General features: G+C 69.8%; 22 protein-coding genes. 1 reads left to right on the forward strand and 21 read right to left on the reverse strand.

Annotation, left to right across the window (positions count from 1 at the left end; all coding sequences use genetic code 11):
* The first annotated feature begins 108 nt into the window (after nucleotides 1-108).
* Nucleotides 109-2,010 carry a glycosyl hydrolase family 18 protein gene (locus ACIPXC_RS09950; RefSeq protein ID WP_401615378.1) on the forward strand — a complete coding sequence of 634 codons (1,902 nt, stop codon included), beginning with the start codon at nucleotides 109-111 and terminating at the stop codon, nucleotides 2,008-2,010.
* 84 nt (nucleotides 2,011-2,094) lie between these two features.
* On the opposite strand, the gene ACIPXC_RS09955 is transcribed toward ACIPXC_RS09950, so the two are convergent.
* The 21 genes from ACIPXC_RS09955 to thrC form a co-directional block, all read right to left on the reverse strand.
* Nucleotides 2,095-2,541, reverse strand: a complete 447-nt coding sequence (locus ACIPXC_RS09955; protein ID WP_401615380.1) for a DUF2550 domain-containing protein — start codon at nucleotides 2,539-2,541, stop codon at nucleotides 2,095-2,097.
* A 163-nt stretch (nucleotides 2,542-2,704) separates the two neighbouring features.
* Nucleotides 2,705-3,076, reverse strand: coding sequence for a F0F1 ATP synthase subunit epsilon (locus tag ACIPXC_RS09960; RefSeq protein WP_030027381.1), 372 nt, complete (start codon nucleotides 3,074-3,076; stop codon nucleotides 2,705-2,707).
* A 167-nt stretch (nucleotides 3,077-3,243) separates the two neighbouring features.
* Complete coding sequence (gene atpD / locus ACIPXC_RS09965; RefSeq protein WP_183067350.1) at nucleotides 3,244-4,686, reverse strand: F0F1 ATP synthase subunit beta; 1,443 nt, start codon at nucleotides 4,684-4,686, stop codon at nucleotides 3,244-3,246.
* Nucleotides 4,686-5,603 carry a F0F1 ATP synthase subunit gamma gene (locus ACIPXC_RS09970; RefSeq protein WP_030853614.1) on the reverse strand — a complete coding sequence of 306 codons (918 nt, stop codon included), beginning with the start codon at nucleotides 5,601-5,603 and terminating at the stop codon, nucleotides 4,686-4,688. The genes atpD and ACIPXC_RS09970 overlap by 1 nt, the downstream gene beginning before the upstream one ends.
* Before the next feature lie 20 nt (nucleotides 5,604-5,623).
* Nucleotides 5,624-7,219, reverse strand: coding sequence for a F0F1 ATP synthase subunit alpha (gene atpA, locus ACIPXC_RS09975; protein ID WP_030660299.1), 1,596 nt, complete (start codon nucleotides 7,217-7,219; stop codon nucleotides 5,624-5,626).
* A 129-nt stretch (nucleotides 7,220-7,348) separates the two neighbouring features.
* Complete coding sequence (locus ACIPXC_RS09980; protein WP_401615382.1) at nucleotides 7,349-8,164, reverse strand: F0F1 ATP synthase subunit delta; 816 nt, start codon at nucleotides 8,162-8,164, stop codon at nucleotides 7,349-7,351.
* Entirely contained in the window at nucleotides 8,161-8,694 is a 534-nt protein-coding gene (locus tag ACIPXC_RS09985; RefSeq protein ID WP_030768904.1) for a F0F1 ATP synthase subunit B, read from the reverse strand. The genes ACIPXC_RS09980 and ACIPXC_RS09985 overlap by 4 nt, the downstream gene beginning before the upstream one ends.
* A 50-nt stretch (nucleotides 8,695-8,744) precedes the next feature.
* Nucleotides 8,745-8,975 carry an ATP synthase F0 subunit C gene (atpE, locus tag ACIPXC_RS09990; protein WP_030768902.1) on the reverse strand — a complete coding sequence of 77 codons (231 nt, stop codon included), beginning with the start codon at nucleotides 8,973-8,975 and terminating at the stop codon, nucleotides 8,745-8,747.
* Between the two features lie 71 nt (nucleotides 8,976-9,046).
* Nucleotides 9,047-9,883 (reverse strand): F0F1 ATP synthase subunit A, encoded by an 837-nt coding sequence (atpB, locus tag ACIPXC_RS09995; RefSeq protein ID WP_401615566.1) that lies wholly within the window; start codon nucleotides 9,881-9,883, stop codon nucleotides 9,047-9,049.
* Nucleotides 9,884-10,093: 210 nt separating this feature from the next.
* Nucleotides 10,094-10,531 carry a hypothetical protein gene (locus tag ACIPXC_RS10000; RefSeq protein WP_401615384.1) on the reverse strand — a complete coding sequence of 146 codons (438 nt, stop codon included), beginning with the start codon at nucleotides 10,529-10,531 and terminating at the stop codon, nucleotides 10,094-10,096.
* A gap of 274 nt (nucleotides 10,532-10,805) precedes the next feature.
* The gene (locus ACIPXC_RS10005) at nucleotides 10,806-12,140 is read right to left on the reverse strand and encodes an MraY family glycosyltransferase (RefSeq protein ID WP_401615386.1); all 1,335 of its coding nucleotides are present in this window, start codon (nucleotides 12,138-12,140) and stop codon (nucleotides 10,806-10,808) included.
* Nucleotides 12,141-12,256: 116 nt separating this feature from the next.
* Nucleotides 12,257-13,486: a serine hydroxymethyltransferase gene (gene glyA, locus ACIPXC_RS10010; RefSeq protein ID WP_401615387.1), complete on the reverse strand. Its 1,230-nt coding sequence runs from the start codon at nucleotides 13,484-13,486 to the stop codon at nucleotides 12,257-12,259.
* 143 nt (nucleotides 13,487-13,629) lie between these two features.
* Complete coding sequence (locus ACIPXC_RS10015; protein ID WP_401615388.1) at nucleotides 13,630-14,262, reverse strand: protein-tyrosine-phosphatase; 633 nt, start codon at nucleotides 14,260-14,262, stop codon at nucleotides 13,630-13,632.
* On the reverse strand, nucleotides 14,259-14,906 hold the full coding sequence (locus ACIPXC_RS10020; protein WP_401615390.1) for an L-threonylcarbamoyladenylate synthase: 648 nt from the start codon (nucleotides 14,904-14,906) through the stop codon (nucleotides 14,259-14,261). The genes ACIPXC_RS10015 and ACIPXC_RS10020 overlap by 4 nt, the downstream gene beginning before the upstream one ends.
* Nucleotides 14,907-14,955: 49 nt before the next feature.
* Entirely contained in the window at nucleotides 14,956-15,801 is an 846-nt protein-coding gene (gene prmC / locus ACIPXC_RS10025) for a peptide chain release factor N(5)-glutamine methyltransferase (protein ID WP_030660273.1), read from the reverse strand.
* Between the two features lie 47 nt (nucleotides 15,802-15,848).
* Nucleotides 15,849-16,928 (reverse strand): peptide chain release factor 1, encoded by a 1,080-nt coding sequence (gene prfA / locus ACIPXC_RS10030; RefSeq protein ID WP_046776164.1) that lies wholly within the window; start codon nucleotides 16,926-16,928, stop codon nucleotides 15,849-15,851.
* Nucleotides 16,929-17,054: 126 nt separating this feature from the next.
* The gene (gene rpmE, locus ACIPXC_RS10035; protein ID WP_030008686.1) at nucleotides 17,055-17,273 is read right to left on the reverse strand and encodes a 50S ribosomal protein L31; all 219 of its coding nucleotides are present in this window, start codon (nucleotides 17,271-17,273) and stop codon (nucleotides 17,055-17,057) included.
* Between the two features lie 186 nt (nucleotides 17,274-17,459).
* Nucleotides 17,460-18,560, reverse strand: coding sequence for an LCP family protein (locus ACIPXC_RS10040; RefSeq protein WP_401615393.1), 1,101 nt, complete (start codon nucleotides 18,558-18,560; stop codon nucleotides 17,460-17,462).
* Nucleotides 18,561-18,953: 393 nt separating this feature from the next.
* Entirely contained in the window at nucleotides 18,954-21,071 is a 2,118-nt protein-coding gene (rho, locus tag ACIPXC_RS10045; RefSeq protein WP_401615395.1) for a transcription termination factor Rho, read from the reverse strand.
* Between the two features lie 430 nt (nucleotides 21,072-21,501).
* Nucleotides 21,502-22,428: a homoserine kinase gene (thrB, locus tag ACIPXC_RS10050; RefSeq protein WP_030768872.1), complete on the reverse strand. Its 927-nt coding sequence runs from the start codon at nucleotides 22,426-22,428 to the stop codon at nucleotides 21,502-21,504.
* A 346-nt stretch (nucleotides 22,429-22,774) separates the two neighbouring features.
* Complete coding sequence (gene thrC, locus ACIPXC_RS10055; protein WP_401615397.1) at nucleotides 22,775-23,845, reverse strand: threonine synthase; 1,071 nt, start codon at nucleotides 23,843-23,845, stop codon at nucleotides 22,775-22,777.
* Nucleotides 23,846-23,849 lie beyond the last annotated feature (4 nt).

Raw genomic sequence — 23,849 nt, forward strand, 5'->3', positions numbered from 1 at the left:
CGGTCTGGACCTCTTGACGGTTGGTCCAGACCTTTCTACGCTCGCGGCAACACTGTGGTGAGCATGCCATGACAAAGCGTGCTCACGGGCGGCGCAGGTCCCACCCCCATGTCGCAGTCGGCCCCACGGCCGCGACGGACCTACGGAGGAGCACCCTTGAGCACAGCATCCCCACCCCCCACCAGGCGCACCCGGTTCTTCACCAGGGTCGCGGCGGTCGTCGCCGCACTCGCCCTCCCCGTCACCGGGCTCGTGGCCCTGGCCGGCCCGGCCCAGGCCGCCGCCGCGGCGACCGCCACGTACACCAAGGTCTCCGACTGGGGTTCCGGCTTCGAGGGCAAGTGGGTGGTGAAAAACACCGGCACCACCACGCTCAGCAGCTGGACCGTGGAGTGGGACTACCCGGCGGGCACCTCGGTCACCTCGGCCTGGGACGCCACCGTGACGAGCTCGGGCACCCACTGGACCGCCAAGAACGTCGGCTGGAACGGCACCCTCGCCCCCGGGGCCACCGCCAGCTTCGGCTTCAACGGTTCCGGCTCCGGCGCCCCGAGCGGCTGCAAGATCAACGGCGCCTCCTGCGACGGCGGCACCCAGCCCGGCGACACTCCCCCCACCGCTCCCGGCACCCCCGCCGCGAGCAACGTCGCCGACACCTCGCTGACCCTGGCCTGGACCCCGGCCACCGACGACAAGGGCGTGAAGAACTACGACGTCTACCGGGGCTCCGCCAGGATCGCCACGGTCACCGGTACCAGCTACGCGGACTCGGGCCTGACCAAGGGCACGACGTACACCTACAGCGTCACCGCCCGCGACACCATCGACCAGACCGGCCCCTCCTCCGGCTCCACCACGGTCACCACCACGGGCGGGGTCATCCCCCCGGACCCGGGCGACAAGGTCAAGCTCGGCTACTTCACCAACTGGGGCGTCTACGGACGCAACTACCACGTGAAGAACCTGGTCACCTCGGGTACGGCAGGCAAGATCACGCACATCAACTACGCCTTCGGCAACGTCCAGAACGGCCGGTGCACGATCGGTGACGCCTACGCCGACTACGACAAGGCCTACACCGCCGCCCAGAGCGTCGACGGCGTCGCCGACACCTGGGACCAGCCGCTGCGCGGCAACTTCAACCAGCTGCGCAAACTGAAGAAGCAGTACCCGCACATCAAGGTGCTGTGGTCCTTCGGCGGCTGGACCTGGTCCGGCGGCTTCCCGCAGGCCGCCGCCAACCCGGCCGCCTTCGCCCAGTCCTGCTACGACCTGGTCGAGGACCCGCGCTGGGCCGACGTCTTCGACGGCATCGACCTGGACTGGGAGTACCCGAACGCCTGCGGCCTGTCCTGTGACAGCAGCGGCCCGGCCGCCTTCAAGAACCTGATGCAGGCCGTGAAGGCCCGGTTCGGCGCGAACAACCTGGTCACCGCCGCCATCACCGCCGACGCCTCCGACGGCGGCAAGATCGACAAGGCGGACTACGCGGGCGCCGCGCAGTACACCGACTTCTACAACGTCATGACGTACGACTTCTTCGGCGCCTGGGCGGCCCAGGGCCCGACCGCCCCGCACTCCCCGCTCACCTCGTACGCGGGCATCCCGCAGGCCGGCTTCAACTCGGCCGACGCCATCGCCAAGCTCAAGGCCAAGGGCGTGCCCGGCGCCAAGCTCAACCTCGGCATCGGCTTCTACGGCCGCGGCTGGACCGGGGTCACCCAGGCGGCCCCCGGCGGCGCCGCCACCGGACCGGCCCCCGGTACGTACGAGCAGGGCATCGAGGACTACAAGGTGCTCAAGAGCAGCTGCCCGGCCACCGGCACCGTCGCCGGCACGGCCTACGCCAAGTGCGGCAGCAACTGGTGGAGCTACGACACCCCCGCCACCATCGCCGGGAAGATGACCTGGGCCAAGCAGCAGGGCCTCAGGGGAGCCTTCTACTGGGAGTTCAGCGGCGACACCACCAACGGTGAGCTCGCGAACGCGGTCCACACCGGACTCCAGTAGCACGACGGAAGCCGGGGAGACGGGTCCGCCCCCCGTCTCCCCGGCTTCTCCATGCCATCCCGGCGTGGGACCCCCCAGGGGTACCTACGCCACGTTCACCCGCTGGCCGGGCGGAGCCGCCTCCAGCCACGCCAGGAAGCCCGTCAGCGCGTCCTCGCTCATCGCCAGCTCCAGGCGCGTCCCCCGGTGGAGACAGCCGAGCACGACGGCGTCGGACAGCAGGGCCAGCTCCTCCTCGCCCTCCGGGGCGCGGCGGGCCAGGACCTCGATGGAGGAACGCTCCAGCAGACGGCGCGGGCGCGGGGAGTACGAGAACACCCGGAACCACTCGATCCGGTCACCGCTGTAGCGCGCGACCCCGTAGACCCAGCCCTTGCCGGAGGCGTCCGGCTCCTCCGAGACACCCCAGCGCATGCTGCAGTCGAAGGTGCCGCCGGACCGCTGGATCAGTCTGCGGCGCAGTCCGAAGACGAACAGCCCGATCACCACCAGGGCTACGACCAGGCCGCTCACAAGCAGAGCGAGGAGCATCTTCACCGACCTCCTCGCTCATCGAATACGCATGAGAAAAAACAGACCTGCATCGCCTCAGCCGCGACCCGGTCTGGAAAATTCCAGAACGGACCGCGGCTGAGGTCTGCCGGGCCCCGGAGGTCGCCCTCCCGGACTCAGCGGTTGAAACTCCGACGGGCGTTCAGCCCGTTACGGCGCGCAGCCGGACATCCGCGCGACGCTCGGCGGCCGCGTCGGCCTCCGCCTTCGCGCGCTCCAGTGCCCGCTCCGCACGCTGGACATCGATCTCGTCCGCGAGCTCGGCGATCTCGGCCAGCAGGGACAGCTTGTTGTCCGCGAACGAGATGAATCCGCCGTGCACCGCGGCGATGACAGTGTTGCCCTCGCTGGTGCGGATGGTCACCGGGCCCGATTCCAGCACACCGAGAAGCGGCTGGTGACCGGGCATGACGCCGATGTCGCCGGACGTGGTGCGGGCGACAACAAGGGTGGCCTCGCCGGACCAGACATTGCGGTCCGCCGCGACCAGCTCGACGTGCAGCTCAGCAGCCAAGGTGGCTCCTCGGGTCACCACCCGGCGGGTCGGCCGGGTGTTGGGTCAAATTCTAATGGGCGTGGGGAGAGGGACGGGACACACCCGCCCCTCTCCTTCCGGGGGCACCTCCCAGCGGTAGCTGGGGGGCCTGCGAACCGGATGCGCTCCTCGCGGAGCGCGCCGGATCAGGAGACGCCCAGCTCCTTGGCGTTGGCCTTCAGGTCCTCGATGCCACCGCACATGAAGAACGCCTGCTCGGGGAAGTGGTCGTACTCACCGTCGCAGATCGCGTTGAACGCGGTGATCGACTCGTCGAGCGGAACGTCCGAACCGTCCACACCGGTGAACTGCTTCGCCACGTGGGTGTTCTGCGACAGGAAGCGCTCGACGCGACGGGCACGGTGGACAACGAGCTTGTCCTCCTCGCCCAGCTCGTCGATACCGAGGATCGCGATGATGTCCTGGAGGTCCTTGTACTTCTGCAGGATCCCCTTGACACGCATGGCGGCCGCGTAGTGGTCCGCCGCGATGTACCGCGGGTCGAGGATGCGGGACGTCGAGTCCAGCGGGTCCACGGCCGGGTAGATGCCCTTCTCGGAGATCGGACGGGAGAGAACCGTCGTCGCGTCGAGGTGGGCGAAGGTGGTCGCCGGCGCCGGGTCGGTCAGGTCGTCCGCGGGGACGTAGATCGCCTGCATCGAGGTGATCGAGTGACCACGGGTCGAGGTGATGCGCTCCTGGAGGAGACCCATCTCGTCGGCCAGGTTCGGCTGGTAACCCACCGCGGAGGGCATACGGCCGAGCAGGGTCGACACCTCGGAACCCGCCTGGGTGTACCGGAAGATGTTGTCGATGAAGAAGAGCACGTCCTGCTTCTGCACATCGCGGAAGTACTCCGCCATGGTCAGACCGGCCAGGGCGACGCGAAGACGGGTGCCCGGGGGCTCGTCCATCTGGCCGAAGACAAGGGCGGTCTTGTCGATGACGCCCGAGTCGCCCATCTCCTCGATGAGGTCGTTGCCCTCACGGGTACGCTCACCGACGCCCGCGAACACCGACACACCGTCGTGGTTGTTGGCGACGCGGTAGATCATTTCCTGGATCAGAACGGTCTTGCCGACACCGGCACCACCGAACAGACCGATCTTTCCACCCTTGACGTACGGGGTGAGAAGGTCGATGACCTTGACGCCGGTCTCGAACATCTCCGTCTTGGACTCAAGCTCGTCGAAGCTCGGGGCCTTGCGGTGGATGGGCCAGCGCTCGGTGACCTCGGCGTTCGCCTCGGGGTAGTTGAGCACCTCACCCAGGGTGTTGAACACCTTGCCCTTGGTGAAGTCGCCGACGGGGACGGTGATGCCCTCGCCCGTGTCGGTCACCGGGGCCTGGCGGACCAGACCGTCGGTGGGCTGCATCGAGATCGTGCGGACCAGGCCGTCACCCAGGTGCTGGGCGACCTCAAGGGTCAGCGTCTTGAGCGCGCCGTCCTCGGCCGGGTCGGCGACCTGGACCTTCAGCGCGTTGTAGATGTCGGGCATCGCGTCGACGGGGAACTCCACGTCGACGACCGGGCCGATGACCCGGGCGATGCGGCCCGTGGCAGCGGCCGTCTCAACAGAGGTCGTCATTACTTGTCACTCCCCGCGGTCGCGTCGGCCATGGCGCTGGCGCCACCGACGATCTCGCTGATTTCCTGGGTGATTTCGGCCTGGCGGGCCGCGTTGGCAAGCCGGGAGAGGCTCTTGATGAGGTCCCCGGCGTTGTCGGTCGCCGACTTCATCGCGCGGCGGCGGGCGGCGTGCTCGGAAGCGGCCGACTGCAGCAGTGCGTTGTAGATCCGGCTCTCGACGTAGCGCGGCAGAAGGGCGTCGAGGACGTCCTCCGCCGACGGCTCGAACTCGAACAGCGGAAGGATCTCGCCCTTCGCACCGTCCTCCTCCGCAGCCTTGTCGAGGCTGAGCGGCAGCATCCGGCCGTCGACCGCGTTCTGCGTCATCATCGACACGAATTCCGTGTAGACGATGTGCAGCTCGTCGACGCCGCCCTCGGCCGTTTCCAGCTGGATGGCCTCGATCAGCGGACCCGCGACGCGCTTGGCGTCGGCGTAGGCCGGGCTGTCGGTGAAGCCGGTCCACGAGTCCGTGACCTTGCGCTCACGGAAGCCGTAGTAGGCGACACCCTTACGGCCGACGATGTAGCTGTCGACCTCCTTGCCCTCGCCGCGCAGCCGCTCGGTGAGCCGCTCCGCCTGCTTGATGGCGTTCGAGGAGTAGCCGCCGGCCAGACCGCGGTCGCTCGTGATGAGCAGGACCGCGGCGCGGGTCGGCGTCTCCACCTCGGTGGTCAGGGCGTGCTTGTTGTTCGAGCCGGTCGCCACCGCGGTCACCGCACGGGTGAGCTCGGTCGCGTACGGCATCGACGCCGCCACCTTGCGCTGCGCCTTGACGATGCGCGAGGCGGCGATCATCTCCATCGCCTTGGTGATCTTCTTGGTCGCCGTGATGGCACGGATGCGACGCTTGTAGACCCGGAGCTGCGCTCCCATGAGTCAGGTCCCTTCCGTCGTCACTTGGAGACGTTGACGGCCGGCACGTCCTCGCCCAGGAGCTTGCCGTCCGAGGTCTCGAACTGGCGCTTGAAGGCCGCGATGGCGTCGGCGATCGAACCGAGGGTGTCGTCCGACATCTTGCCGCCGTCGGCGATGGAGGTCAGCAGGTCCTTGCGCTCGCGGCGCAGGTGCTCCAGCAGCTCCGACTCGAAGCGACGGATGTCGGCGACCGGGACGTCGTCCATCTTGCCGGTGGTGCCGGCCCAGACGGAGACGACCTGCTCCTCGACGGGCATCGGCTGGTACTGGCCCTGCTTCAGCAGCTCGACCATGCGCTTACCGCGCTCCAGCGAGGCCTTCGACGCGGCGTCCAGGTCGGAACCGAAGGCGGCGAACGCCTCCAGCTCGCGGTACTGGGCCAGGTCGACGCGGAGACGACCCGAAACCTGCTTCATGGCCTTGTGCTGGGCGGAGCCACCGACGCGGGAGACGGAGATACCGACGTTCAGCGCCGGGCGCTGGCCCGCGTTGAACAGGTCGGACTCCAGGAAGCACTGGCCGTCGGTGATGGAGATGACGTTGGTCGGGATGAACGCCGACACGTCGTTCGCCTTGGTCTCGACGATCGGCAGACCGGTCATCGAACCGGCACCCATCTCGTCGGACAGCTTCGCGCAGCGCTCCAGCAGACGGGAGTGCAGGTAGAAGACGTCACCCGGGTAGGCCTCACGGCCCGGCGGGCGGCGCAGCAGCAGCGACACGGCGCGGTAGGCGTCGGCCTGCTTCGACAGGTCGTCGAAGATGATCAGGACGTGCTTGCCGGCGTACATCCAGTGCTGGCCGATGGCGGAACCGGTGTACGGCGCCAGGTACTTGAAGCCGGCCGGGTCGGATGCCGGGGCCGCGACGATCGTCGTGTACTCGAGCGCGCCGGCCTCTTCCAGGGCGCCGCGAACGGACGCGATGGTCGAGCCCTTCTGGCCGATGGCGACGTAGATGCAGCGGACCTGCTTGTTCACGTCGCCCGAGCGCCAGTTGTCGCGCTGGTTGATGATCGTGTCGACGGCCAGAGCGGTCTTGCCGGTCTGACGGTCACCAATGATCAGCTGACGCTGGCCACGGCCGATCGGCACCATCGCGTCGACGGCCTTGTAGCCGGTCTGCATGGGCTCGTGCACCGACTTACGGACCATGACGCCCGGGGCCTGCAGCTCGAGGGCGCGGCGGCCCTCGGTCGCGATCTCGCCGAGGCCGTCGATCGGGTTGCCGAGCGGGTCGACGACACGGCCGAGGTAGCCCTCGCCGACACCTACGGAGAGAACCTCACCGGTGCGCTGCACCGGCTGGCCCTCCTCGATACCGCTGAACTCGCCGAGGACGATCGCACCGATCTCGCGCTCCTCAAGGTTGAGGGCGAGACCGAGGGTGCCGTCCTCGAACTTCAGCAGCTCGTTCGCCATGGCGGAGGGCAGGCCCTCCACCTTCGCGATGCCGTCGCCGGCAACGCTGACCGTTCCGACCTCCTCGCGCGAGGCCGCGTCCGGCTGGTACGACTGGACAAAGTTCTCCAGTGCGTCCCGGATCTCCTCCGGCCGGATCGTGAGCTCCGCCATCTGGGTTCCCTGCTCTCCTTGTTGGGCCTGAAGCTTCTTAGGGGTCTGGGGGCGACCCCCAGGAATCTTCTGCAAGTTCTGCACGGCCCAACCGGGCCGCTAGGAATGCTTTGTACTTGTGGTGGCTGGTCAGCCGGCCATGCGGCGGGACGCCTCGGCGAGGCGGTCCGCGATGGTGCCGTCGATGACCTCGTCGCCGACGCGCACCGAGATCCCGCCGAGGACCTCGGGGTCCACGTCCAGGTTCAGGTGCATCTGGCGGCCGTACAGCTTGGCCAGCACCGCGCCGAGACGCTGCTTCTGCACGTCGCTGAGCGGAACCGCGCTGGTCACGGTGGCGACCATGCGGTCACGGCGCTCGGCGGCGAGCTTGGAAAGGGACTCGAGTCCCGCTTCCAGGCTACGTCCACGCGGGTGGGTGACAAGACGGATCACCAGGCGCTCGGTGACGGCGCTCACCTTGCCATTGAGCAGGCTGCGCAGCAGCTGGCTCTTGGCGGAGGTGGTCGCCCCGCGGTCGGTCAGCGCGGCACGCAGCTCGGTGTTCGAGGACACGATCCGGCCGAAGCGGAAGATCTCGTCCTCGACGTTGTCGAGCACCTCTGCCTGCTGGGCCGCCGTGAGGTCGGCGGTGGCCGCCAGCTCCTCCAGCGAGTCCACCAGGTCGCGGGACTGCGACCAGCGGGACCGGGCCATGCCGGACACCAGGTCGAGGGTCTCCCCGCCGACCTGACCGCCGAGCAGCCGAGCGACGAGCTCGGCCTTGGCCTCGCCGGACTGCGCCGGGTCCGTGATGACCCGACGCAGCGAGACCTCACGGTCGAGCAGCGCGGTGACAGCGGCCAGCTCACCGGCGAGCTTCGCCGCGTCGACGGACGTGTTGTCCGTCAGCGCGTCGAGACGCTCGCGCGCGGAGGCCAGCGCCTCGCGGCTCGCTCCGTTCATCGGGCCGCCTCGGCCTTCTCCTCAAGCTCGCTGAGGAAGCGGTCGATGGTGCGGCTCTGCCGGGCGTGGTCCTCAAGGGACTCGCCGACGAGCTTGCCGGCCAGGTCGGTGGCGAGCTTGCCGACGTCCTGACGCAGCGCCTGAGAGGCGGCCTTGCGGTCTGCCGCGATCTGGGCGTGGCCGGCAGCGATGATCTCCTCACGCTGCCGCTGGCCCTCTGCGCGCAGTTCTTCCTTCAGCGCAGTGCCCTGCTCCAGCGCTTCCTGGCGCAGGCGCGCGGCCTCGTGCCGGGCTTCGGCGAGCTGGGCCTTGTACTGCTCCAGGACGCTCTGGGCCTCGGTCTGAGCGGCTTCCGCCTTCTCGATACCGCCCTCGATGGCCTCGCGGCGCTCGTCCAGAACCTTGTTGATGTTCGGGAGGAGCTTCTTCGCGAGGAAACCGAAGACGATGACGAAGGCGATCAGACCGATGACGAGCTCGGGGAGCGGCGGGATGAGAGGACTCTGAACTTCCTCGGCCGCGAGAACCATGAGGTTCACATCAGTGCCTTTCGTCTAGTGGTTGGTCGTGAATCCGAAGATCACGGACCGTAGACGAACGGCATGACCAGACCGATGAGGGCGAGCGCCTCACAGAAGGCGAAGCCGAGGATCTGGTTGGCGCGGATCAGACCGGCCGCCTCGGGCTGACGAGCAAGAGCCTGGGTGCCGTTACCGAAGATGATGCCGACGCCGACGCCGGGGCCGATGGCGGCGAGGCCGTAACCGATGGAGCCGAGGGAGCCGGTGACGGCGGCAAGGGTCTGGGACATGCCAGTTCTTCCTTCTCTTTCACGGACCGGTGGGGGTTGGCCACCGGACGACTAAGGGTTCAGGGGGATGGTCAGTGGTGCTCGGCGAGCGCGCCCTGAATGAAGCTGCAGGCCAGGAGCACAAAGACGTACGCCTGGACGGCCTGGATGAAGAGCTCGAAGGCGGTCATCACGATGACCATGACGAACGAGACGCCGGCGTAGGCGATGCCGATGCCGTTCAGCAGGTACCAGCTGGCGATCGTGAAGAGCAGCAGCAGGGTGTGACCGGCGAACATGTTCGCGAACAGTCGGACCGCGTGGGTGAAGGGGCGGACCAGGACGTTCGAGAAGAACTCGATGACCATGACCATCGGGAGGACCGGGCCGAGCGACTTGTCGTAGCCGGTCAGGTTCTTGAAGCCCCCGACGAAGCCGTGACGCTTGAAGGTCACGCTCATCCAGATCACGTACACGATGGCCGCGAGGGCCGCGGGGTACGCGATGATCGCGGTCACCGGGAACTGGGCCAGCGGAATGATGGACCAGAGGTTCATCATCCAGACGAAGAAGAAGATCGAGACCATCAGGGGGACGTACTTCTCGCCCTCCTTCTTGCCCAGCGTCTCGTAGACGATGCCGCGGCGCACGAAGTCGTAGCCGGCCTCGGCGACCATCTGGAGCTTGCCCGGGACGACCTTCGGCTTCCGGAACGCGGCCCAGAAGAACCCGACGATGATGATCGAGCCCAGCAGGGCCAGGAGCATCGTCTTGTTGAAGTACAGGCTGCTGTCCGCGTCACCGAAGATCGGCTCGAACAGGAACGAGTGCAGGCCGGGAGCCGGGAAGCCACAACCGTCGAAGATGTGGCAATCGGTCTCGAAGGCGAGCACCGTCGTCGGGTCAGCACTCACCGCGGGCTCCTTCAGCGTGGCGCATAGGTACGGCAACCTCGTTGTGTCGGCGCGGCGCACAGCCGCTGTTCGGCACTGGACTGGTGTTACGGATGATGTGGCGGCGATCAGGCATCGAGCCTCGCGATGGGACAGGCGTCAGCTCAGATGCCCGCGCCCGCAGTGCCGCAGTTGGCACCGGACGATAGCAGGATCTCGAACGCCCACTTATCCCGGCCCTACCCTTCACGACTTCGGCCCCGGATTTTCGGGCTTGTCGCCCTTCACCGAGTCCGGTTCGACGTAAAGGATCTTGGCCTTCATGTGGGCACGCGTCTGCGCGGCGATCCACACCAGGGTGGTGGCGACGAGCGTGATGGCGAAGGCCTTGGGGTTGAACAGCGTCGTGTTCTTGAACGCTGCGACAAAGACGAAAAGCAGCAGGATCTGGGCCGTGTAGAGCATGAGCCCCATGGCCTGGAAGAGGTGCGGAAGCGATTTCGCCGTGCGCTGCAGAACGACGAATCCGATGCCCATGAACAGGATCACGACCAGCGTCGCGACGACGGCTCCGACCGCGCCCTTGCCGCCGACGACAAGCCCGCTGACCAACGCGGCGAGTGCGCCGGCGACGGCCGTGGGCACGGCGGCTTGCAGAAGGGATCGGACGTCATCTGACCGCATGGCGGTTTGCTCCGCGTGGTGGTGGGGGCACTGGACTCGTACGGGACGAGCGTAAGCCCGGTCCGAGAGAGAACCTCGGGCCAAGGGACCGTCGCACTACGGTCCTTCGGCTCTGTCGCCGGGTTTAGTGAACGGTATCACAAACTATTTGATGAGAGCTTTACCTGCCGGGTGTGCCGACTGTCACACATGAGAGTGACCCTGCGCGTGTGTGCGCGACAGGAGGGTCGACTGTCTGCTAATGGGCGACGATGTCGGACATGTGACGCCGGTGTCAGCGAGTGGATTCAGCCTTACGCCGCTCGGGGAAGCGCGAACGGGGGCCCACGGCGGTCGCCCCGTTGACGCCCGAGACGCCCGCGGCGATCGGCCGGGCGGGCTGCGGCCCGGCGCCCGAGGCATCCCGCGCGGCCGCCTCCGCAGCCGCCTCCGCCGCCCGTGCGGCGTGCCGGTAACGCGGCGGGACCAGGCGCTCGGCCCAGACCGGGGTACGCGGCGTGAAGCGCGGCAGGAGCAGCAGGAACAGCCCGATCGCGCTGAGCACGGCGATCACCAGCACGATCCACATCGCGGCGGAGTGCACGGAGTAGGCCACGGTGCCGAAGGCGATCAGGCCCGACCAGAAGTACATGATCAGGACCGCACGGCTGTGCGAGTGGCCCAGTTCCAGCAGCCGGTGGTGCAGGTGCCCGCGGTCGGCCGCGAACGGCGACTGGCCCTTCCATGTACGGCGCACGATGGCCAGCACCAGGTCCGCCATCGGGATCGCGATCACCGTCAGCGGCAGGATCAGCGGGATGTAGGCGGGGAGCATCGCGTGCGTCGCGTTGCGCTCACCACCGGCGAACAGCGCCAGCGCGTCCGGGTCCACCTGGCCCGTCAGCGAGATCGCCGCGGCGGCCAGCACCAGCCCGATCAGCATCGAGCCGGAGTCCCCCATGAAGATCCGGGCGGGGTGCATGTTGTGCGGCAGGAAGCCCAGGCACATGCCCATCAGGATGGCCGCGAAGAGGGTGGCGGGCGCCGCGGACTCGATCCCGTAGCCGAACCAGATCCGGTAGGCGTACAGGAAGAGCGCCGCGGCGGCGATGCAGACCATGCCGGCGGCGAGGCCGTCGAGGCCGTCGACGAAGTTCACGGCGTTGATGGTGATCACGACGAGGGCCACGGTGAGCAGGTTGCCCTGCCACTGGGTGAGCGGGACCGTGCCGATGAAGGGCACCGGGATCCACAGGATCGTCAGTCCCTGCATGACCATCACACCGGCGGAGATCATCTGCGCGCCGAGCTTGATCAGGGCGTCGAGCTCGAACTTGTCGTCCAGTACGCCGATCAGCCAGATCAGCGCGGCACCGGAGAGCAGTGCGCGCGGTTCGTTCGACTTCTCGAAGACCGCGTTGAGGTTCTGCAGGTGGTCGGCGACCAGCAGACCCGCGCACAGGCCGCCGAACATCGCGATCCCGCCGAGGCGCGGCGTCGGCTCGCGGTGCACGTCGCGGGCGCGGATCTCCGGCATGGCCCCGGCCGCGATCGCGAACTTCCGCACGGGCCCGGTCAGCAGGTAGGTCACCGCGACCGTGACGCAAAGCGTCAGCAGATATTCACGCACTGGCTGCCCCAGATGTATCGCCGGCCATCTCAGCCCCACACATTAGCTGCGATGTCCCCTCTCCCGAGGACGCGAGGGGGCGGTAGACCGGTTCCACTACACCCCCCTTGCCCCATTTACTCCCCGTAAGGGGGAAATCCCTCCGTGAGCTCGCCGACCTCCGTACGTGTCTTCGCGGCTTCCCCGTGCAGCGCGGCCGTGAACAACTCCGCGATCCGGCGCATCTGCGTCTCCCCCATGCCCTGGGTGGTCACGGCGGCCGTTCCCAGCCGGACGCCCCGCTGGTCCCCGTACGGCAGGACGCACGTGTCCAGCACGATCCCGGCGGCGGCCAGCCGGCCGCGGGCGGTCGGGCCGTCCACGCCCAGCGGCGCCGGGTCCGCGGTGATCATGTGAGTGTCCGTGCCGCCGGTGGTCACCGTGAACCCGCGCTCCTCCAGCGCCCCCGCGAGCACCCGGGCATTGGCGACCACGCGGTGGGCGTAGGTGGCGAAGGCCGGCCGGGCCGCCTCGCCGAAGGCGACGGCCTTGGCGGCGATGGTGTGCATCTGGGCGCCGCCCTGGGTGAAGGGGAACACCGCCCGGTCGATGCGCTCGGCGAACTCGGCACCGCACAGGACCATCCCGCCGCGCGGCCCGCGCAGCACCTTGTGGGTGGTCGCGCACACGACGTCGGCGTACGGCACCGGACTCGGCGCGGCCCCGCCCGCCACCAGCCCGATGGGATGGGCGGCGTCGGCGATCAGATACGCCCCGACCTCGTCGGCGATCTCCCGGAAGGCGGAGTACTCGGGGTGGCGGGGGTAGGAGATGGACCCGCACACGATGGCTTTCGGCCGGTGCGCCCGGGCGAGGTCCTGCACCTGCCGGTAGTCGATGAGCCCGGTCCCGGCGTCGACCCCGTACCCGACGAAGGTGAACCACTGCCCGGAGATGTTGGCCGGCGAGCCGTGGGTGAGGTGTCCCCCGTACGGGAGCCCCATCGCCAGCACGGTGTCCCCCGGCCGCAGCAGCGCCGCGTAGGCGGCCAGGACGGCCGAGGAACCGGAATGCGGCTGCACGTTCGCGTGCTCGGTCCCGAACAACGCCTTGGCCCGCTCGGTCGCCGTCTTCTCGGCCAGGTCCGCGTACTCGCACCCGCCGTGGTAGCGGGCGCCGGGGTAGCCCTCGGCGTACTTGTTGGCGAGCGGGGACCCCAGCGTTGCCAGTACGGCCGTCGAGGTGAAGTTCTCCGCCGCGCTCAGCTGCAGCGTCCTGGCCTGCCTGCGGGACTCCCCGTCGAGCACGTCGGCCATCTGCGGGTCCTGTCGGCGCAGCAGGTCCGTGGGCTGGGTGATGACGCTCATGGCGCGGCTCCAGGGGGTACCGGGTTACCAGCCACTGTAGGCCCGCACCCCCCACGACGCCCTGCCGACGCCTCCCGGCGCGCCCCTCGGCCCGGCGGGCCTCCCCGGCTTCGGCCCGCTGCGCCGGCCTCCGGCCGCCGAGGTCAGCGACGGGCCGCCACACCCGTCAGAGCCGTCACCACGGGATCCAGCGCCTGGTTGATCTCGTCGCCGATGGAGCGGAAGAAGGTGATCGGCGCGCCGTACGGGTCGTACACCTCGTCCGCGTCGGGCGACGGCGCCAGCAGCCATCCGCGCAGCGCCGCGGCGGCCCGTACGAGCGCCCGCGCCCGCTCCGCCACGCCGTCGTCCAGCGGTGGCAGCGTGGCCGGATCTATGGCCCGGACCAGCCGGGTGAACTCCTTGAGCGTGAAGGTGCGCAGCCCCGCCGAATGCCCCATCGAGATGACCTGCGCACGGTGGTCGCGCGTGGCGGTCAGCACCAGGTCGGCGCGGATGACGTGCTCGTCGAGCAGCTCGCGGCCGGTGAACCCGGTCGCGTCGGCCCCGAAGTCGGCGAGCACGGCCGCCGCGTTCGCCTCCATCGGGGCGCCCTCGTGGCCCCAGGTGCCGGCGCTCTCCACGATGAGGTCCCCGCCGACGGGGCCGCCGAGGCGGTGCGAGAGGGCGTGCCGGGTCAGCCGCTCGGTGATCGGCGAGCGGCACACGTTGCCCGTGCTGACGTGGAGTATGCGGAAAGTGCTTCCCCCTGCTATGCCACGCCCCTCAGGGCTCACGGGGCCACCTCGAGGTCGGGTACGACCTCCCGCAGCTGGTCGGCGCTGAGCGCTCCCGCGCGCAGCAGCACGGGAACCTTCCCCGTGACGTCGACGATCGACGACGGCTCGATGCCGGGCGTCGGACCGCCGTCCAGGTAGACGGACACCGAGTCGCCGAGCATCTCGCGCGCCGCGTCGCAGTCCTCGGGAGCCGGGTGCCCGGAGAGGTTGGCCGAGGACACCGCCATCGGGCCGACCTCCGTCAGCAGCTCGATCGCGACCGGGTGCAGCGGCATGCGGACGGCGACGGTGCCCTGGGTGTCGCCGAGGTCCCACGCCAGCGACGGCTGGTGCTTGGCGACCAGCGTCAGCGCGCCGGGCCAGAAGGCGTCGACGAGCTCCCAGGCCTGCTCGGAGAAGTCCGTGACGAGGCCGTGCAGGGTGTTCGGGGAACCGATGAGCACCGGAGTGGGCATGCCGCGGCCGCGTCCCTTGGCGGCGAGCAGGTCGTGCACGGCCTCCGGGCTGAAGGCGTCCGCGCCGATCCCGTAGAGGGTGTCGGTGGGCAGCACGACGAGCTCGCCGCGGCGCACGGCGGATGCGGCTTCACGCAGGCCCGTCTTGCGGTCCGTCGCGTCGTTGCAGTCGTATCGCCGGGCCATCAGCGGGCCTCCTCGTGCAGCAGGGGGGTGGCGGGGTTCGTCGCGCCGGTCACGGCAGTGCCTTGCGGGCCGTGGCGAAGCGCGGGCGGTTGTTGAGGTCGGGGTGGTCGGCCGCGTCGGCCCAGCCCCGTTCCTCGGCGAAGATCCACGGGACCTGGCCGCCCTGGGTGTCGGCGTGCTCGACGACGACGATGCCGCCGGGCCGCAGCAGCCGGTGGGCGGTGCGCTCGATGCCCCGGATGGTGTCGAGTCCGTCCTCGCCGGAGAAGAGCGCCATCTCCGGGTCGTGGTCGCGGGCCTCGGGCGCCACGTACTCCCACTCGGTGAGCGGGATGTACGGCGGGTTGGAGATGACCAGGTCGACCTGGCCGTCGAGCTCGGGCAGCGCGCTCAGGGCGTCGCCCTGGTGGACGGTGACCCGGGAGCCCTCGGCGTTCTTGCGGGTCCACCGCAGGGCGTCCTCGGACAGCTCGACCGCGTGCACGCGCGAGCGCGGCACCTCCTGGGCCATGGCCAGCGCGATCGCGCCGGACCCGGTGCACAGGTCGACGATCAGCGGCTCGACGACGTCCATGGCCCGGACGGCCTGTATGGCCCAGTCGACGACCGACTCGGTCTCGGGCCGGGGTACGAACACCCCGGGCCCGACCTGGAGCTCCAGGTAGCGGAAGAAGGCGCGGCCGGTGATGTGCTGGAGCGGCTCGCGCGCCTCGCGGCGGGCGACGGCCTCCCAGTAGCGGGCGTCGAAGTCCGCGTCCTTGACGTGGTGCAGTTCCCCCCGTTTGACGCCGTGCACGAAGGCGGCGAGCTCCTCCGCGTCGAAGCGCGGTGAGGGCACGCCGGCGGCGGCCAGCCGCTGGGTGGCCTGGGCCACCTCGGCAAGCAGCAAGTTCACGCTGGTCCTCCGGGCTGCTGTCGTACGGGGGGTGGTGCGGGGTTCTGTCAGTTCGCGGCGGCGAGCTTGGCCGCGGAGTCCGTGTCCACGCAGGCCTGGATGACCGCGTCGAGGTCACCGTCGAGCACCTGGTCCAAGTTGTACGCCTTGAAACCGGTGCGGTGGTCCGAGATCCGGTTCTCCGGGAAGTTGTACGTACGGATCTTCTCGGACCGGTCGACGGAGCGGACCTGGCTGCGGCGCACGTCCGAGGCCTCCTGCTCGGCGGCCTCCTGGGCGGCGGCCAGCAGGCGGGAGCGCAGGATGCGCATGGCCTGCTCCTTGTTCTGGAGCTGGCTCTTCTCGTTCTGGCAGGAGGCGACCACACCGGTCGGGATGTGCGTGATGCGCACGGCCGAGTCGGTGGTGTTGACGGACTGGCCGCCGGGGCCGGAGGAGCGGTACACGTCGATGCGCAGGTCGTTCGCGTTGATCTCGACCTCGACCTCCTCGGCCTCCGGGGTGACGAGCACGCCGGCGGCGGAGGTGTGGATGCGGCCCTGCGATTCGGTGGCCGGAACGCGCTGGACGCGGTGCACGCCGCCCTCGTACTTCAGGCGGGCCCACACGCCCTGGCCGGGCTCGGTGGCGCCGTTGCCGCCCTTGGTACGGACGGAGACCTGGACGTCCTTGTAGCCGCCGAGCTCGGACTCGGTGGCGTCGATGATCTCGGTCTTCCAGCCCACCCGCTCGGCGTAGCGCAGGTACATGCGCAGCAGGTCACCGGCGAACAGGGCGGACTCGTCGCCGCCCGCTCCCGCCTTGACCTCCAGGAGCACGTCCTTGTCGTCGCTGGGGTCGCGCGGGACGAGCAGCAGGCGGAGCTTCTCGGTGAGCTCCTCGCGCGCCTGCGTCAGCTCCTTGACCTCGGCGGCGAAGTCCGGGTCGTCGGCCGCGAGCTCCTTCGCCGTCTCGATGTCGTCGCCCGTCTGCTTCCAGGCACGGAAGGTCGCGATGATCGGGGTCAGCTCCGCGTAGCGCTTGTTCAGCTTGCGCGCGTTGGCCTGATCGGAGTGGACCGAAGGGTCGGCGAGCTGCTTCTCGAGGTCGGCGTGTTCGCCGACCAGTTCCTCGACCGCCTCGAACATCGGGGGACTCCTGTGGTGAAAGTGCGGGGGGACTGCACGGGTGACGGGCTTGAACGACGACAAAGGCGCCGGTCCGGCCGCCCCCGAGTGGACAGGGGGCGGCCGGAGACCGGCGCCTGGGTCGCGCTACTTCTTGGCCGCGCCCTTGCCGAAGCGCGCCTCGAAGCGGGCCACACGGCCACCGGTGTCGAGGATCTTCTGCTTGCCCGTGTAGAACGGGTGGCACTCGGAGCAGACCTCGGCACGGATGGTGCCCTCGGTCAGGGTGCTACGGGTCGTGAACGACGCGCCGCAGGTGCAGCTGACCGCGGTCTCGACGTACTCGGGGTGAACATCGCGCTTCAAGGTGTCTCCTAGATTCGGGAGGGCGCCGGGTCGCAGGAGCCGAATTGCTATGTGCGTGAACCGGGGCCGACAGACCAGTCTGCCAGGACCGGGCCGCCTGTCAAAATTCTGAGGACGTCTGCTTCAACGGGAAGGGGTCCCGGTCTATTCCGGGGTCCGTTCCGCCGGGCGCGCCCGGTCACCGCACTACTGCACGAGGGTCCCCGCGGCGCTCTTGTCGCCGGTGGAGTTCGCGGTGGCCTCGGCGGGGATCGGCCGGTCGGCCAGCAGGGCGTCCCAGACCATCCTGGACTCCTTCCGCAGGGGTGTGACGCGGTTCGCGTCGAGCGCGTCCGTGGTCACGGGCAGGGTGATCATCTGCAGGTCACCGGGGTCGATGCCCTGGAGGCTCTGCGCGAGACCGGCGAGGGACTTCACGTCGCCGAGCGCCTTGTCGGTGGTGAGCGCCCTGGTCCCGGCACCGGCGAGGTCGAACAGCTTCTTGGGGTTGTCGAACACGCCGACGCCCTTGACCTGCTTGATCAGCGCCTTGATGAAGGCCTGCTGCAGCTGTATTCGGCCGAGGTCGCCGCCGTCCCCGACGCCGTGGCGGGTACGGACCAGGCCCAGGGCCTGCTCGCCGTTCAGCTTGGCGGGACCGGCCGGCAGGTCGAGGTGGCTGTACTCGTCCTTGATCGGCTCGGTGGTGGTGACCTCGACGCCGCCGAGGGTGTCGATGATCTTCTTGAACCCGGTGAAGTCGACCTCGATGTAGTGGTCCATGCGGATACCCGACATCTTCTCGACGGTCTTGACCGCGCAGGCGGCGCCACCGACGGTGTAGGCCTCGTTGAACTGCCGGCGCTGGCCGCCGGGGTCGGCCCTCCCCTTGCCCGTGGGGCACTCGGGACGGGAAGTCATGGTGTCGCGGGGTATGGACACGACACTGGCCTTCTCGTGCCCCTCGTACAGGTGGACGACCATCGCGGTGTCGGAGCGGGCGGAGCCGCCGTCGTCCTGGCCGTGCGCGCTGTTGGCGCCGCCACGGGAGTCCGAGCCGAGGACGAGTATGTCCATCGAGCCGTTGCCGACATCGGCGGGGCGGTCGGTACCCAGCGCCTGGTCGATGTCGACGGTCTTCAGGTTGCCGTTGAGCGTGAAGTAGAGGTAGCCGGCGCCCGCCCCGCCCAGCAGGACCACCGCCGCGGCGCTCCAGGTGGCCACGACGAGGGCCCGGCGGCGCGTCGCCGGTTCGCGTCGGCGGCGGCCCGCGGCCCGCCGGCCCCGGCCCTTGCTGTCCTCGGTCATGCTCTCTTCACTCCTGAGTCCGGTCCCCGGGTCCGTACAGGCCCGCCGCCCGCCCCGCGGGTCCTCTGACACAGACGGGCGAATGCCGTGAAGGGTTCCACGTCGGATGCAAGCCCCTCACGGCAGGCGCTTACCCATGAACCAGGACAAACACTGCATAGCGTGGCTTTCACCTGCGGTTTCGGGGTGCGCACCCGGGAGCCGCGCAGCGGGTGTGACGTGGCGAAGCTCGCAGGGGTCCGAACGGCTCCCCGGAGGCGCTCCGGAGCCCTCCGGAGCCCTCCGGGGCGCTCCCGTCGGCCTCGGAACGCACGGCAGCCCCCGCCGCGCGGTGCGGACGGGGGCTGCCGTGGCGATGCCTCACCACCGGCGCGGGGCGCCGGAGGAGGGACCTCAGTCGTCGTTCTTGCCCGACGGGGTCGTCTTCGCGATCTGCATCAGGAACTCGGCGTTCGACTTCGTCTGCTTCATCTTGTCGAGGAGCAGTTCGATCGCCTGCTGCGAGTCGAGCGCGTGCAGCACCCGGCGCAGCTTCCAGACGATGGCGAGCTCCTCCGCGTTGAGGAGGATCTCCTCCTTGCGGGTGCCCGACGGGTCGACGTCGACGGCCGGGAAGATGCGCTTGTCGGCGAGCTTCCGGTCGAGCTTGAGCTCCATGTTGCCGGTGCCCTTGAACTCCTCGAAGATCACCTCGTCCATGCGCGAGCCGGTGTCGACCAGCGCGGTGGCCAGGATGGTCAGCGAGCCGCCGTCCTCGATGTTGCGCGCGGCACCGAAGAAGCGCTTCGGCGGGTACAGCGCGGTCGAGTCGACACCACCGGACAGGATGCGGCCGGAGGCGGGCGCCGCGAGGTTGTACGCGCGGCCCAGACGGGTGATGGAGTCCAGCAGGACGACCACGTCGTGGCCCAGCTCGACGAGACGCTTGGCGCGCTCGATGGCCAGCTCGGCGACGGTGGTGTGGTCCTCGGCCGGGCGGTCGAAGGTCGAGGAGATGACCTCGCCCTTGACCGACCGCTGCATGTCGGTGACCTCTTCCGGACGCTCGTCGACCAGGACGACCATCAGGTGGCACTCGGGGTTGTTGGTGGTGATCGCGTTGGCGATCGCCTGCATGATCATGGTCTTGCCGGTCTTCGGCGGGGCCACGATCAGACCGCGCTGGCCCTTGCCGATCGGCGACACGAGGTCGATGATGCGGGTGGTCAGCACGCCCGGGTCGGTCTCCAGACGCAGCCGGTCCTGCGGGTACAGGGGCGTCAGCTTCTGGAACTCCGGTCGGCCGCGGCCGGATTCGGGCGCCATGCCGTTCACCGAGTCGAGGCGCACCAGGGCGTTGAACTTCTCGCGGCGCTCGCCGTCCTTGGGCTGGCGCACGGCACCCGTGGTGTGGTCGCCCTTGCGCAGACCCGCCTTGCGGACCTGGGCGAGGGAGACGTACACGTCGTTGGGACCGGGCAGGTAGCCCGAGGTCCGGATGAACGCGTAGTTGTCCAGGATGTCGAGGATGCCCGCGACGGGGATCAGCACGTCGTCGTCGGCGACCTGCGGCTCGTTCGGCGCGAACTCGTCGCGGCCGCGACGGCCACGGCGGTCGCGGTAGCGGCCGCGACGGCCACGACGGCCGCCCTCGTCGTCGAAGTCGTCCTGCGGGCCACCGTCCTGGCGGCCCTGCTGGCCCTGGCCCTGCCCCTGACCGCGGCCGCCCTGCTGCTGGCGGTCCTGACGGTCGGCGCGGTCCTGGCGACCGCCGCCCTGGCCGCCCTGCGCGGCCTGGCCCTGACCCTGGCCGCCCTGGCCCTGGTCGTCGGCCTTGGCGCCGCGCTCGCGACGGTCGCGCTGGCGGTCGCCGCGCTCACGACGGTCGCGGCGACCGCGGCCCTCGCCGTCCTGGCCCTGGGCCTGGCCCGCGGAGACCGCCGTGGCGGCCTCCGCCCTGGTCTCGGCGGGCGCGGTGGCGGTGGCCGTGTCGGCCTTCTGCTCGACCTGTACGGAGACGGGGGCCGAGCCCTCCGGGCTGCCCGAGGGGGCCGTGGCGCGGCGGCGGCGGCGCTCGCCGGCCGGGGCCTCTTCTCCCCCGCTCTCGGCTGCGCTCGCGCGGGAGGGGCCCCCTGCCGGCTGGCCCGGGATCTCGATCTGCGTCTGCGCGGCGGCGGGCTTCTCGGCGGGGGCCGCGGGGGCCTCCGCCGGTGCGGCGTCGGCGGCAGCCGTACGGGCCTTGCTGGTGGCGCGGCGCTTCGGCTTGGCCTCGGCGGTGTCCGCGGCGGAGGCGGCGGCCTTGGGGGCGCCGCTGCCCGCCTGCGCCTCCTTGATGACCTCGATCAGCTGGCTCTTGCGCATCCGCGCGGTGCCCCTGATACCGAGGCCCGACGCGACCTGCTGCAGCTCGGCGAGGACCATGCCGTCAAGGCCGGTGCCGGTGCGACGACGCTTGGGCGCGGCGCCCGCGGCGGGGGCACTGGCGTCGACAGAGGTGTCGGCAGCGCCCATCAGATCGGTGGTGTCGCTCACGAAGGGTCCTTCCCTGGAGCGGACGTCGGCCTGTCTGGCTCGGCGACCGGTTGTGCTGTCCGACGACGGTCCTAGGTGTGGACCGTGCCGGGGCGGTGGTCCGCCGAAAGGGGATACGGCGGAAAGAAACGTGCGTGGGTTCCGGCGAGAAGCCCCCCAGCTGAAAGCGTGGGAAAATCACGCCGATTCCGGAGCGTGCTCGAAACTGCTGGAGGTGATCAGAGCAGTCGGGGAGGCTCCCGGAAGAAATGTGGTCCCGGATGGGGACACTGAGCACCGAGCCATGGCGGCTTCCGATGCGCACTTGAGACTAACACTACCGGATCCAATAGATATTCCCCCTCTCAATCACCGGCAACCGCGCACTTCCGCGCGGGCGGCCTGCCCCGGCCGCCCGCCCCGAACCGGCCGGGCCTGTCGAAGGACAGGCCTAGCCGCCCTGGGTACCCAGCGGAAGTACGCTCGCGCCCGCGGCGTCGAGGGCGAGCCGGTTGGCCGCCCACCCCTCGCCGGCGAGCTGCGCGACCTTGTCGGCCGCGTCGTTGTCGACCAGCGCGAGGACCGTGGGGCCCGCGCCGGAGATGACCGCGGGGATGCCGTCCGCCCGCAGTCGGTTGACGAGTGCCACGCTCTCGGGCATCGCCGGGGACCGGTACTCCTGGTGGAGCCGGTCTTCGGTGGCCGGCAGCAGCAGCTCGGGACGCCTGGTCAGGGCTTCCACGAGCAGGCCCGCGCGGCCCGCGTTGACGGCCGCGTCCACGTGCGGCACGGTGCGCGGCAGCAGGCCGCGCGCCGTCTCGGTGAGGACCGGCCGGGAAGGTACGAAAACCACCGGAACGATGGAGTCGGCAGGCTCCATCCGGATCGCCCGGGCACTGCCCCCGTCCATCCACGCCAGCGTGAACCCGCCGAGCAGGCAGGCGGCGACGTTGTCGGGGTGGCCCTCGATCTCGGTGGCGAGCTCCAGGAGCGCCGCGTCGTCGAGCTTCGCCTCGCCGCCTATGGTGACGGCGCGGGCGGCGACGATGCCGGCGCAGATGGCGGCGGAGGAGGACCCGAGGCCGCGGCCGTGCGGGATCCGGTTGGCGCAGACGACCTCCAGGCCGCGCGGCTGTCCGCCCAGCAGGTCGAAGGCGGTGCGCATGGAGCGTACGAGCAGGTGACTCTCGTCCCGCGGGAGGGTGTCGGCGCCCTCGCCCGCGATGTCGATGTTCAGGCCGGAGTCGGCCACCCGGACGACGACGTCGTCGTAGAGCCCCAGGGCCAGGCCCAGAGCGTCGAACCCGGGGCCGAGGTTGGCACTGCTGGCGGGGACGCGCACCCGTACGGCGGCGGCGCGGAACGCTGGACCGGCCATCGTCCGATGACACTCCTTGTGACTGTGCGAGGACTTCGCTCTTCGCTGACTCGCTGTGAATGTACTGGAGAACGTACGACACCCGAAGGCCCTCGGGGCAGCACCGCAGTCATATGCGCGGTGGCGGATGTAAGTACAGCCTATCGAAGGAAGGTTCTCTCGCGACATAGGGCGCACAGGAGGCGCACGATGCGTGTCGCGGGCTTCGACCGGGTTGGACCCGCTTCAGCCGCACTTCTGCCGTCGTACGGGGTGAGTTGCCGGGCTCCGGAGGGTCCCTGGAGTGCCGTCGGGGCACTCGGGAACCCTCCGGAACCCGGCTCTCACGGTCGGGCGGTCGGACCGGTCAGACCAGCCCGAGGCGCACGGCGGCGGCTTCGGCGTCCACCGGAACGGTGACGGGCTGCGGAGCCCCGGCGACCGCCCAGTCGGGGTCCTTGAGGCCGTTGCCCGTGACGGTGCATACGATCTTCTGGCCCGGGTCCACCAGGCCCAGCTCCGCGGCCTTGAGCAGACCGGCCACGGACGCGGCCGAGGCGGGCTCGACGAAGACGCCCTCCTGGGAGGCCAACAGCCGGTACGCGGCCAGGATCTGGCGGTCCGTCACCTCGTCGATGAAGCCGCCCGACTCGTCCCGCGCCTGCAGGGCGTAGTCCCAGGAGGCCGGGTTGCCGATACGGATCGCGGTGGCGACGGTGTGCGGCTCCTTGACGACCTCACCGCGCACGATGGGCGCGGAACCGGAGGCCTGGAAACCCCACACGCGGGGCGTACGGGAGGCCAGGCCGTCGGCCTTGTACTCCTTGAACCCCTTCCAGTACGCGGTGATGTTGCCCGCGTTGCCCACCGGCAGCACGTGCACGTCCGGGGCGTCGCCGAGCGCGTCGACGATCTCGAACGCGGCCGTCTTCTGGCCCTCGATGCGCACCGGGTTGACGGAATTGACCAGCGCCACCGGGTAGTTGTCGGACAGCGCGCGGGCGAGGTCGAGGCAGTCGTCGAAGTTCCCGTCCACCTGCAGGATCTTGGCGCCGTGCACGAGGGCCTGGCCCATCTTGCCGAGCGCGATCTTGCCGCGGGGCACGAGCACCGCGGAGACCATCCCGGCGCGCACCGCGTACGCGGCGGCGGACGCCGAAGTGTTGCCGGTGGAGGCGCAGATGACGGCCTTGGCGCCGTCCTCCTTGGCCTTCGTGATCGCCATGGTCATGCCGCGGTCCTTGAAGGACCCGGTGGGGTTCGCCCCCTCGACCTTGAGGTGTACCTCACAGCCGGTGCGCTCGGACAGCACCTGCGCGGGGACGAGGGGAGTGCCACCCTCACGGAGCGTCACCACAGGGGTCGTGTCCGTCACCGGCAGGCGGTCCCGGTACTCCTCGATGATGCCGCGCCACTGGTGGGTGCGATTGCTGCTCATGGGT

Source organism: Streptomyces sp. NPDC090021 (assembly GCF_044748225.1).
Taxonomy (GTDB): Bacteria; Actinomycetota; Actinomycetes; order Streptomycetales; family Streptomycetaceae; genus Streptomyces.